The 13616-nt window shown below is 61.6% G+C and carries 1 protein-coding gene (cut by a window edge); it reads right to left on the bottom strand.

The annotated features are described in order from the left end of the window. Nucleotides 1-13616, bottom strand: partial view of a tandem-95 repeat protein gene (locus tag ACIQUH_RS07630; RefSeq protein WP_400813474.1) — the beginning only. 18961 nt of this gene lie to the left of the window's left edge; only the first 13616 of its 32577 coding nucleotides appear in the window; the start codon lies at nt 13614-13616; its stop codon lies beyond the left edge, outside the window.

Here is a 13616-nt window from a genome sequence, read left to right as displayed (position 1 = left end):
TCGGCGAAGCGGATCTGGTCATAGCGGTCAAGAATCGACAGAAGGAGCTTGTCGTTGCTGCCGGTGATCGTCAACAGCCTTTTATAATACTCCCCGTCACTGTGCGCGAAGGAGATATGAACGTCACCTGTGGCGATGGTCGCGTCGAAAGCGATCACGTCGTAGTCCCAGGCCCACCTGTCGGAAACCTCGATGCGGTCGAAGCCAAAGCCAGCCGAGAATTGATAGATGTCGTCGCCATTGCCCCCCGAAAGCGTGTCGTCGCCGGCGCCGCCGATCAGAACGTCGTTGCCCCATCCGCCGTCGATCACGTCGTTTCCGGCTCCGCCGGACAGCGTTTCGCTACCGTCGCCTCCTTGAATAAGGTCATCGAATTCCGTTCCCGACAGGCTTCCGTCAGCCGCATCCCCGGTGACGATGCCGCCGGTGGGCAAGGCCGCCGCAGCAACGAGTTGGTCACGTGCCCACACCGCTCCATCGGCGAAACGAACCTCGTCGACACCGGCCGCGCTGTCGGCATGGGCACCGGCGATAACGATGGCGTCTCCTGTCGACGTCGAACGCAAGATCAGATCCTGGCGATCGAGCGAGTGAAAAATGGCAATGCCGGTGGAAGCGACGGTCGCGTCGAAGACGATCGCATTCGTCGCGCCCGCTTCGCGGCTGTCAATGATGCGGTCATTGCCGAATCCGGAGGAGAAGCGATAGATGTCGCCGCCGGCGCCTCCATTGAGGACATCGCGGCCGGAACCACCGTCCAGACTGTCGGCACCGTTCCCGCCCAGGAGGATGTCATCGCCGGCGCCGGCAATGAGCGTGTCGTTGCCGGCACGGCCATCCATGACATCGCTGCCTGAGGTTCCGACAAGCGTATCGTTCGAGGGCACGCCCTGGCTGTCAACCCCGCCGGTTTCGACCGCAGCGGCGATGAGGTCCGCAAAGCTTCTGGTGGACCCGTCTGCGAAACGGATACCCCCGAAGGCTAACTCTGTCTCCATCGGCCGCATGTCGGATGCGTTCATCGCAACCTGTAGAGCAGCCGAAGCGACATTGATGGTAATGACGTCGTCAGTACCGGCTATCTTCAGCAGCAGGCCTTCTCCTGAGGTGTTACCGTCGCGTCGCGCAGCAACACCACGCTCGATGACCAGATCGCCGAGCGTGATCGTGTCGTCGAATTCGATCCAGTCTACCCCACGGCCCCGGAACCTCACCGTGTCGCGCCCGAAACCGCGAGAGAAGCGGAAGATGTCGGCACCGTCTCCGCCGTCGAGGACATCATCGCCGGGGCCACCGACCAGAACATCGTCGCCGTCGCCACCCTCCAGCACATCATCGCCAGCGCCGCCAATGAGCGTATCGTTGCCGCCACGACCGTCGATATACTCGTCGAAGCCTGTCCCGACGAGCCGGTCGGAAGAGGTCGCGTTCCAATAATAAAGATTCCGGTCAAAGGTTTTGTAGGTGACGGCGCGATCGGCGATCTGCCGGCGACTGAGCACAGTGCCATCTCCGAAACGGATTTCGGAGACCACGTCGAGACTGGTAAACTCGATGCGGTCGTCTGTCCCGGCAAAGCGCAAGCGTCCCTCGCCGAGATTAATCGAGCCGTCGCCTCTGCTTTCGCCAGAAGCCTCGATGATGAGATCATTCACCGAAAGTGATCCATCGAACTCAATGACGTTCTCGCTGCCGTCCCGAATCGATTCCTGCACGAAGTCCTGTCCGAAGCCGGATAAGAACCGATAGATATCGGCTCCGGCACCGCCGGCGAGCGTGTCGTTACCAACTCCGCCGATGAGAATGTCCGCAAATTTGCTGCCAACGAGCGCGTCGTAGCCTCCACGTCCATTCAAGGTCGTGCCAACCGCATAGGCTGACGCGTCGAGCACCTCATCTACGGCTGTACCAGCAATCCCGCTTCCGACCGCAATCTCGCCGACGCTGACAATGCCAGTGAGATTGTTCGCGGCTACGCGGGCCTGCATGCCGGCGAAGGTCTCAACACTTCCATCCGCGAAGCGGAATTCCTCGATCCGGTTGTAGTTGGTGCTAAGCCCACGCTCTATGGTGATACGGTCGGAGGTTCCAGCAATCGCGATGAGCATATGGGTGTGGCCGTCGCGGCTGATCTGTGTGACGATGAGGTCGCTTGGGGCAATCCCGACGCCGAACTGGATCGCGTCCGCCCCCTCCTCCCAGTCGCTGATGATATCCTGGCCGTCGCCGCGATTGAAGACGTAAGTGTCGTTGCCGGCTCCACCGCGCAGCCAGTCGTTGCCGGTGCCGCCAGTCAGCGTGTCGTTGCCCGCACCCGCATCAAGCGCATCGTTGCCGGCTCCGCCGGAAAGAATATTGGCGCGCTCGTCACCATAGGAGATATCGTCGCCTGCAGTCGCAACCGTCGCGCGATCGAAGAGCTGCGCATAGGACAGGCTGCTGCCGTCCGTGAAACGGACTTCTTCGATTCGGTTGTAGGTCCTGCTGATGGCGCGCTCGATGGTGAGCTGATCGGTGGTTCCGGCGATCGCGATGACCATATGCGTGTGGTCGTTACGGTTGAAGTGCGACACGATGAGATCGCTGGCGGAGATACCCGGCCCGAACTGAATCGCGTCGGCGCCTTCGTTCCAGTCGCTGATGGTATCCTGACCGTCGCCGCGGTTGAAAACGTAAGTGTCGTTGCCCGCCCCGCCGCGCAGCCAGTCGTTGCCGGTGCCGCCAGTCAGAGTGTCGTTGCCTTCGCCCGCATCGAGCGCATCGTTGCCGGTTCCGCCGGAAAGAATATTGGCGCGCTCGTCGCCATAGAAGATATCGTCGCCTGCAGTCGCAACCGTCGCGCGATCGAAGAGCTGCACGTAGGACAGGCTGCTGCCGTCCGTGAAACGGACTTCTTCGATTCGGTTATAGGTCCTGCTGATGGCGCGCTCGATGGTGAGCTGATCGATGGTTCCGGCGATCGCGATGACCATATGCGTGTGGTCGTTACGGTTGAAGTGCGACACGATGAGATCGCTGGCGGAGATGCCCGGCCCGAACTGAATCGCGTCGGCGCCTTCGTCCCAGTCGCTGATGGTATCCTGACCGTCGCCGCGGTTGAAAACGTAAGTGTCGTTGCCCGCCCCGCCGCGCAGCCAGTCGTTGCCGGTGCCGCCAGTCAGCGTGTCGTTGCCCGCACCCGCATCAAGCGCGTCGTTGCCGGCGCCGCCGGACAGCGCATTGGCAACGCCATCGCCGATGAGATTGTCCTCACCCCAGCCGCCATCGATGGTCGCGCCGCCGTTCCTGGTCTGGTTCACAACAACCGTGAAGGCGGAACCACCGAGATTGACCGAAGTTAGCGCGGCCGGCGCGACATTCTCCAACCGCAGGAGAAGACGCGTCTCGGCGAAACTGGTCGCACCTTGCGGCGCGAAGTAAACGAGGGTGTCGGCGCCGTCGGCGCGCACCATCAAGCTGCCGGGCAAGCCCTCGGCCACGGCGATGTTGAGGCTGTCGCCGACATCCCCGGCCTTGAAGTTCTTGATGATGTCTACGCCCACACCCCAGCGCGTGAGCGGCACAAAGACGTCATAGATGTTGCGCGACGCGGAACCGGCGAGTTCGCGTGCGAAGAGGCCGGAACCGATACGATCGATCGTGCCGATCGTTGTGGGATCCGCACCCACATATTCTCGGGTTTCAATCCTGACGATTTCGACGCTCTGCTCGTTCGAGGAGCTGGGGGTGGCCGCACCGAAGCCATACCAGACCGTACTGTCGCCGCCGAATAGCTTCGCAACGACATCATAGGTCTTCGTGCCGATGATATCACCGTCTATCGAATAGCTGAAGGTCTTGCGCGCTGCATCCCAGGTCACGACGACGTCGTGCCAGGCTGCATCTTCGAGCTGGGCAAACTCATAGGGGCGATCGAAATCGTCTGCGACCTTCCCGTTGAGCACGAACCGGCTTATGTCCGGCGTCTGGCCCCAAGTATCGAACAGGATGCCGAAGGAACCCGGCAGGAGAGCCGCCATTGTCGCCGTCGAGTTTTCTATCGCCGAAGCACCAGTGTTCTGGAGTGAGAAAGAGAGGCCATCCGCTCCGTTTTCGCGCCCGCCGAAGAACATCCGGGTCGTCCAGACGGTGTTCTTCGAAAGATCCACTGTTCCCCAGACGGCGCCTGCCTTGCCGCTCTGGTCGGGCGTCAGCCGATAGACGCTCCCGCCGAGCGCGGTCGCTGAACCAACGGTCGCGAGAGTTTCGGCCGGAAGGGAGGTCGTCTCGAATTTGGCAAGCCCGATGGTCGGAACGCCCGCAGCGGTTCCGCCGCCCGAGCCTGAACCGCTGCCCGCGAAAACCGGACCCGCGAACGGATCGGTCGCCGGGCTTGTCGGGTGCAGCATCCGTTCCGCCGCTTGAGGAGCCATCGCGCGGCTGAGGAGGCCAGCGGCATCCCACTGCGTACCGTCCTGGAAGCGAACCACGTCGATCGGCGGCTGGCCCTCATTGGCCTGACCGACGATAGTCAGCCTGTCGTCGGAGCCGGCAAGGCGCAGGATGATGTCGTTGCCCGAACGAACAACCACGACGTCGGCCGGGGCGATCCCGGCCGCCAGGCGCAGCGTGTCGAACGAGCCCGTCCAGTCGCGGCCCTCGCGGATGGTGTCACGCCCATAGCCGCGTCCGAAGACATAGGTCGTATCGCCGACGCCGCCGGCGAGAACATCATCGCCGGTCCCACCGTCGAGCGTTGCCGTGATGTCGACCTGCGTGCCAAAATCGATTACATCGGCCCCGGCGCCTGTGGAGGCTGCCGCGCGCGAATAAATGTCGGAGAGCTGCCAGACCGTGCCGTCCGCGAACACGAACTGCTCGACACCGTAGTCGGGATTGGCATTGCCGCCGCTGAACAGGTCTTTCAGCGTGATACGGTCATCGCCGCCGACGAAGCCGATGACGAGATCGGCGGGGCCTACCGAAAGGAAGCGGATGTCGCCTGGCAGAATCCCGGCGGCGAAGCGCAGCTTGTTGATCTTCGCGACGTCGTTCGTCTCGACGTCGATGACGACATCCTGTCCGTCGCCGCGCGCGAAGAAATAGGTGTCGGCACCGCTTCCGCCTTCGAGGATATCGTCGCCCTTGCCGCCGGCAAGAACGTCGGCGCCGCGGCCGCCTTCGAGATGATCGTTGCCGGGGCCCCCATAAATCTCCGAGCCAGTGGCGGGATTGGCAATATCCGATGGCACCATGATCCGGTCGTCCCGGTCCGTCGCTGGAATCGAGCTCGCCAGCGCACGGTAGTTGATCGAGCGGCCGTCCGCGAAGAGGATCTTCGCAATCACCGCATCGAAATCACCGGCGGGATCGACCAAGGTGACCCGATCGTCTGTTCCACGAATAGACAGGACCATATTGCCGTCGCGATCACGGGTTACAATAACATCTTCCAGCGCGATGTCCGCGCCGAAGACGAGCGTACCCTTGCCGACGGCCGAGCCATCGCTCTCGATGCGGTCCTGCCCGTCACCTCGGCCGAAGCGATAGATGTCTTCTCCGCCCCGGCCGATCAGGACGTCGTCGCCAGGACCGCCCTGGAAGGTTTCGTTGCGACCGGAGCCGACGATCCGGTCATCCTGCCGGGTGCCCGTCATCACCGCAAGATCGCGCAGCTGGTCGAGAGAAAGCGCCGTTCCGTTGCTAAAGCGGACGGTATCGACACCGCTCCAGCTCGAATCGTAGCGGAGGATGATCTGGTCGGTCGAGTCGACGAAGGACAGGAGGAGGTCGTTGCGCAACGGGTCGATGCGCGAGACCCGAAGCTCGTCCGGCCGGAAGCCGGAGATCGTGAGCGTGTCGTTGCCGGAGGAATCGTCGACAACGTCGCGGCCGTCGCCACGGGTGAAGCTGTAGCTGTCGTTCCCATTGCCGCCGCTTAGCATGTCGTCGCCCTTGCCGCCGGTGAGGGCGTCGGAGCGACTACTGCCGACGACCACGTCGTTTCCAGCGCTCGCCTGCGCGGAGACCGCCGCCTGCACAAGGGCAGCCGCGTTCCAGACGACGCCGTTGGCGAATTCGAGGGTGGGCACGCCGCCATTGCCAAGCGCGTCGCGCACGACGAGCTGGCTTCCAGAGGAGAAGGACACAACGAGGTCGGTCGAGCCGACGGCGGCAAGCCGGACCACGGCATCGCTCGAGGTAAAGGAATCGAAGACTACGGTCGCGTCAGTGACGCCCCAAGGCATTTCGACGCTGTCGATGCCTTCCTGCGCGCCGATCCTCACGCGCGAGCCTTGGGCGAGGATCAGCCGATCGTTGCCAGCGCCAGGCGCCAGTGTGCTGTCGGAAGGGAGCTCGCGCAGGTCAACCCGGTCCTGGCTCGAATTCGACATGCCATCGCGGATGATGCCGCGCACCGCATCGATCGAAAGCGTGGCGCCGTCGGAGAAGACAAAACTTTCGACCGGTCGGGCGCTGTAGCCGGACAGGATGGCGAGACGGTCATCGCCGCCGCCAATCGAGATCAGCAAGGTGCCGTCGATATTCCGAAACTGGACGAGATCGGGGGTTATACCGCCTCCGAAGACGACCTTGTCGATGCCGCCGGCATCGTAGATCGAGTCGCTGCCATCGCCGATGCCAAACTTGTAGGTGTCGTTGCCATAGCCGCCTTCGAGCGCGTCGGAGCCGGCCCGGCCAGACAGCGTGTCGTTGCGGTTGTCGAATCCAATCAGATGATCGTCGCCGCCCGAGCCCGTCAGCATGCGGTCTATGACGGATTCAACGGACAGACTCCGTCCGTCGGCGAATTCGAACTGCTCGACGCGGTTCGTCGAAAGCCCGTCGATAATCGTCAGCACGTCCTGGCCGCTGCCAAGGTCGACGATAAGATCGTTTCCGTTCCGCCTCGCAAAGATGTCCTCGAAGCGCACCGACGCGCCGAAGACGACGCGGTCGATGACGCCGGAAGCATCCGGCCGCTCGATGATGCGATCGAAGCCGTATCCGGCCGAGAAGCCATAAGTATCGGCGCGCCTGCCGCCGTAGAGCGTGTCGTCGCCTTGGCGCCCGTCGAGCACGTTCTCCTGATCCGGCAGACCGTTGATAATGTTGTCGCCGCGATTGCCGCCAGCGATCTGAAGCAGTTCCTCGACATCGGAGATGCGAATGGTAGAGCCGTCGTAGAACCGGAACAGCTCGATGCCGTCCTCCGTGTCACGGAACTGGTTGCGGATGCGTAGGGTGTCGGTGCGGCCCCTGATCGAGATCAGGAGGTCATTGCCGTCCTTGGTGAAGACGACATTGTCGCGGGTGATCCCGCCGCCGAAGAGAACAATATCGTCGACCGGAATGCGCGCACGGTGCCGATCGCTCCAGCTCGCTCGAACGCGTCGATCAATGATAACGTCCTGGCCATAACCCGCGTCGAACTTGTAGGTGTCGCCGCCATCGCCGCCAGTGAGCGTATCGTTGCCGCCGCGCCCGTCCAGCGCCTCGCCGAAATTCGAACCGGTAATGACGTCGTCGCCGTTGGTTCCTACGAGGTCGATGTCCTCGGGATTAACGTCGAGGAACGAGACGGTGCGATCGTTGAAGACGAGATTTTCGACCGCATAGGTCTGGCCGTTGTCTCGCACATACTGGTTTTCCAGCACAAAGCGCTGGCCTGTCGCCCGGATCGTGATGATCAGATCGAGCGCAGTGCGCGAGAACTCGACATCGGTCGAGGCTATGCCGTCGAGGATGACCTGGTCGTTTCCAGCGCTGTCCAGGATTGTGTCGTTCCCTCCACCCGCGCGGAGTATATAGACGTCGTTGCCGCCAAAGCCGATCAGGCGGTCGTCGCCGGCACCACCGTCGATCGAGTCCGAAAGCTCATCATACCCGTATATGGTGTCATTGCCGACCGTCTTGGCGATGTCAATATAATGCTGCGCCAGCTTGAAGCCGGTCCAGGTCGTACCGTCGCCGAACTGAATATCCTCGATGATGTTGATGAAGCCGAAAATCGGGACGATATCGAGAAAGTCCTGCAGGACAACCTCGTCGTTGGTCCCCTTGAGGCGCATACGCAACGTATCGCTCGGCCCGTCGCGCAGGAAATCGAGGTCGATCCAGCGGATCTCGTCGATGAATTTCAGCTTGTCGTGCTGCGGCGGCTCGAAGAGACCCGGAATGGCATTGTCGATGATGACGTCACGACCATAGCCACGGCCAAAGATATAGGCGTCGTCGCCTTCCCTGCCAGATAGGAAGTCGTTTCCGGCACCACCATCGAGGATGTTGTTGTTGAGCATGCCGAAGATCGCGTCATCAGCGGCGGTCTTCGCATTCTTGAGGACCTGCTCGACGATCTGCCCGAAATCGAGGCTCGATCCGTCATCGAAGATGAAGCGCTCGATCAGGTTCGGAGCGACGTAATCCAGCCCCTCGCCGCTCCCCATGAGCTCGGAGAACATGCCGAGCCCGGGGCGCACGCCGCCCAACTGACCGACGATCTCGATCGTGTCGGCGGTTGCGTTGCCTTCATCATCACGGATGATGATCTTGAGATTGGGGCTTTCACCGTCGCGGATCAGCCTCAAATGCTCGGCTTTGATGCCACCCTTGAAGCTGAGAATGTCGATGCCGGCCTTGACCGGCCCGAAGGAGAAAGTGCCGAGGTCGTCGATGACATCCTGGCCATCGCCGCGCTGGAAGACGTAGATATCGCCGCCGGCACCGCCAGACATATAGTCGTTGCCCTTGCCGCCCCAGAGGACGTCTGCCGAGCCGGAACCCATGAGGGAATCGTTGAACTGGCCGGCGGCACGCTCCTTGTCGACCACCTCCATCGACATGCGGAAGCGGTCCCAGACGACGCCATCGGCAAAGACGATCGAGGCGACCCCCGAATCCATCCGCTTGCCATTCGACAGCATCTCGTTGAGTTCGCCACGGAACTGGTCGGTCAGCCTGACGGCGTTGGCGCGGCCGTTGATCTGCAGGATCAGGTCTTCACCGTCACGGACCGCCTTCACGTCGGTCGACAGGACATCGGTGAAACGCAACTCATCCGAGGACCCGAAATCCTTGTCGTCGATAAGATCGTTGCCGGAATTGCGCCCCACGAAATAGAAGTCGGCGCCACTGCCGCCGCGGAGCGTCTGGTTACCCTCGGTCAGGTAAAAATAATCGGTGCCGTCGGTGCCATCGACAATCGTGTCGCTGGTGCTTTGGGTGACGATGCGCTTCTCGTCGACGCCGAGCGCATACGCGACGCCCCTGATATCGAGATCCACGCTGACCTTCTCGAAGGCGGCGACGAGCATCTGCATGATGAAGGCCTGATCGACCTTGAGCGTGCTTCCGGCGAGGTTGCCTTCGCCCGACGGGCGGTAGTCGGGATAGACCTGGCTTAGGATCGCATGCCAGTTGGTCAGGTAATCGAGGACGGCGTCATCGGCGTTGCTTGCCGGCGCACCGCGGAAGATCGCCTCGAACATCGGCGCGAGTTCGCGGTTTGTCGTCGGCTTGTACGTGTCCGTGCCGGCGTCATAGGTCACGCCGGCGAAGAAGTCCTTCAGCCCGCCCTGAGCGGCAAGTCTGACCGCCATGCGCCGCGATGTTGTGATATACTGCTCCATCACCGGCTGGAGCATGCCGATCATCATCGCAATGCCGGAAACATATTGGGCCGGATCGGTCGACAGGTTCGCGTTGCCGGTCGGCCCGACTGCGTGGCTGATATGGCCGGTCGCGTTGTCGAGTTGCGCGGTCAGCATTTCCGGGCGGAAATCGATCCCTCCGAGCGAAACCGCGAAATGGAACTGCGCCGGCGTCAGCATCTCGACACGATAGGTGGAATCGTCGGTCGAGTTCACCTCGTCGAGAGTAGCGAAATCGATCGCATAGTTACGCAGGTTGAATTCACGGCTGTCGCCGGTCTTCCATTCGAGCTGGATCGCGCGGTCGAGATTGAGCGCCCAGACGTAGAACGTGCCGTCCTGATCGGTGACCTTGACCGTGTAGTCGACGGCGATGCCGTCGGTGAAGCGCACGCCGATCCGGTCGACCGGAAGGTCAGCATAACGATTGAAGCCAAGCTCCTCCGTCCGCCACTCCGTGCCGGCGGCGTGGGCGAGCGCCAGAATATCGGCTTTGGTCGCATGGGTCGTCGTGGCGTTCGACGCCAGCTTCCACGTCCCGTCCGCTTGTCTTATGCCGTAGTCGAGGATCACGGCGCGGCCGTTCACAACGCTCATGAGGTAGGGAGCGGCCTCGCGGTTGGTCAGTGCGTGCGAGCGATCCGAAGGCGACCAGGTCTGCTCGAGACGCCAGCCCGCGCCCGCTGCTGCGGCCTGTGCCAGAACATCCTGCATCGTCGGGCGGCCGATGGCGTTGCCATGCGCGTCGAGGATCGGCTCGGCCGAGGCAAGCCTCCAGTAGCCGCCCTTAGCGTCCTCCACATAGACGCCGCGGTCGAGCAGGACCGGTTTGCCGGCGCCATCGACGCCGACGAGCACAGGCGTCAGCTCGCGCGTCTGCTCCAGAGTTGCGCCCCAGGCGCCGAGCACGTCGCCGATCTGGGCGACAAGCGTGCGGAATCCGGGCGAGGTCATCGCACCCGCGGTCGCCGAAACCAGGTTGCTGAAGCCGATATCGTTGGCCGTCGCGACCGAAAGATCGGTGATCCGCCCGAAGCCTTTCATGTCGAGCACTGCGGCCGGCTGCCAGACAGCGTGGCCGGCCTCGCCCGCAAATTTCGTGTCGGTGTCGTTTGACATCAGAATGGCATCGAACATGCGGCGGACAGCGCCGCTTTCAAATGTCACGTCTCCAGTGCCTGTGAGCCTTGCGCCCTGCGGCGTTCTTATGTCGATCGCCCGCGCGCCGAGGTCGAGCGACACGATGCCGAGCTGATCGAGCGTCTTCAGTTCGCCTGCATCGGTCACGCCGTCGCGATTATAATCCTGCCAGACGCGCAGTTCCGACCAGAGGATGTCGGCGCGGGTGATTTTTCCATCGCCATTGGCATCGAGTTCAGCCAGCTGCGCATATCCGGAACGGCCGACACCGCCGAACATCTCCGAGATGTCGTCAATTCGGCTATTGCCGTTGAGATCGCGGACAAGGAACCCGTCGTCGCCCTTCAACCAGCCGGTGCGTTCGGCAAAAAGGTCACCGTCGACATCAAAATAGACGTTACTGGTCGCGATCCCGGTCGTCTCGATGCCATCGCCGTCAAGATCGATGATCAGTGGGTCCGTACCCTCGGCCCATTTCAGGCCCTTGGCGAAGCGCGATACCGCCGCCGCCAGCGTCAGCGCCTGGTCCACGGCGGAAAGCCCTCCGAGCCCGGCTATCGCCGCAAAGCCGATGGCCCCGACCAACGGGCTGACGATCGCCAGCAGGTTGGCCAGCGGATTGGGCGCCTTGAACACCATGTTGAAGGTGCCTGCAGCGTTGGAACGGAACTGTTGCTGGCCGAGGAAACTGTAGGGAATGTCGATGTTGCGGATTTTCATCCAGCCTTTAAGGATGCCCTCGGCATCCAGTTGCTGCTGTGCCTTGTAGGCCTCGCCGCGCGTTTGGCCGGAAAGCGCCAGAAACAAAATATCGAACTGGTTGGTGATATACATATCCACCTGTCCGTCTTTTTCCCGACGGAAGCCATAGCTCATCCATGGCAGCAGGTGGTCGGTATAGATCGAGCGGGCAGCGTCGTATTTGCCGTTTTCGTCCAGGGAATTGTAGAAGTTGGCGAGCCCGATGGCGCCGCCCACGGCACCAAAGCCCATAAGGCCACCGAGACCGCCTTCGGCATTGCCACCCGTCATCGGCAGGCCATAAAATTTCAGCACGTCGTGCTTCTGGGCATCCATCATCACGGTGTTGGCGGAAAACCAGATGTTGTCGCTGTTCTCTTTGCTGTCCTCGACCTTTACCGGGATCGTCCTAGGCGTACCGTCCGGCTTGAAAACGGGCTTACCCGCCGCGTCGAGGACCGGCTTTTCATAATAGCCGCTTTCGGTATCGCCATAGATTACACCGCCGTTGGAAATGTTCCAGATCCAATCGCGGCCCAAGCCGCCGATGGTCGTGGCTTTCTCGCCGCCAATGGCGACCACCCAGTCGTTGCCGGAGCCGCCGTCCAGTTTCATCGACAGGTCTTTCGGGGCGGTTGGCTCGCCGCCATTCGCGAACAACGAAGCTCCCACGTCTCTTTTTTCTGCCTGCCAGCCTAGCAGGATGTCATTGCCCTTGCCGCCGTTAGCCTCGCCCCAACCACTGTGGACGAGCATGTCGTCGGTGTCTTTCCCATCGAGGATGGCGTCGAAGCCGTCATAGGTCCAGACGCCCTGGTTCATCAGGAGCGAGTTTTTCTGGAGGAAAGACTTGGCGAACTGCAGCGGGCCGCCTTCACCGAACAGCGGGCCATCGAGCCCGAACAGGCCCTTGCGGCTGAACACCGAGTCGGACATGTCGGCAAAGACATCCGATACGAAATTGACGATCACCTCAGCGAAATCGACCAGTTGCTCGCCCACCACGGAAAACAACGGCACCAGCTTTTCAGCGACCGCATTCGCCACCTCCGGGAAAGTGTTGTAGAAGAGGGTGCCGAGCGACTTTCCGAATTCCTCCGCCTTGTTGGAAACGATGATTGCCGCCGGGACGGCAAGAGCTCCCATGCTGACGAGCCCCGCCAGCGCCCCGGCCAGCAGGCCGCCGAGTTCGCCAACGACTGTCCCCACGAGTTCGGAAATGAAGTTCCGGTTGGCTTCGTCTGGTTTGGTGGAATCGTAGTTTTCCGCCGCCTGGGCTTTTTCCGCCGGAACCGCCAGCATGAAAGCGCCGATCAGGGCCGTGCCCGCCCCGAGCTTGGCAATATTCTGGGCGATGGTGGAGAGGACCTTTGAAGGTATCTTGCCGATCGATCCGATTTTCCTGCCGTCGGGCAACTCCTTATTCAGAAACGCCTTGGCCTCTTCGTAGCCGGCCTTACGGCCGTTGACGGTTACAGCGCCGTTCTCCACAGCTTTGATGCCGTTTCTGGTGGCCCAGTCCTTCGAGAATTCCGCCGAGCTAATGGTCTTGAACGTATCGATCTTATCCCAGGCTTTGGAAAAGAAGCTGCCATTGTTCAGCGTGCCGTCATAGCGAAGCTTGCCGTTCACCAGCTGGGGCTTCAGCGCTTCGATCTCCTTGCCGGCGGGCGTTGCCGCGATCTTGCTCCAATCGAGATGGGTCTTGTTGTAATCGCGTAGATGGGCCGTATTCTCATGATAGCCCATTTTGTCGATCAGGTACGGGTCCGTCCTGCTGGTAAAGGCGACATAACCGCCCGTTTTGCCGGCGGGATCGAAGTTGTCGAGATTCTGCGCCTCGGTCAGGAAATTCACCAGCTGGGCAAGGCGGAGGGTCCTCAGCTCTGCTTTAATTTTCGTCTCGAAGTCTTCAAGCATCTCATTCAGCGTCTCGTTGATCCACGGATGGGACCCCGAATGCAGCAGCCTTTTCAGCTGGACCGCCGCCATCTGCGTTGAGGGCGAGGCGCTGTAATTGTATTCACCGGTTAGTTGGTAACCGGGAAGGTATCGCGTGAATAATTTTTCGTTTTTTTTCCACACCGCCTGTGGAACGATATCCAT

It is taken from the genome of Agrobacterium sp. NPDC090283, assembly GCF_044769685.1.
Taxonomy (GTDB): domain Bacteria; phylum Pseudomonadota; class Alphaproteobacteria; order Rhizobiales; family Rhizobiaceae; genus Agrobacterium.
Note: the sequence above shows the minus strand (reverse complement) of the source record. Positions and strands in the feature narration are given on the sequence as shown.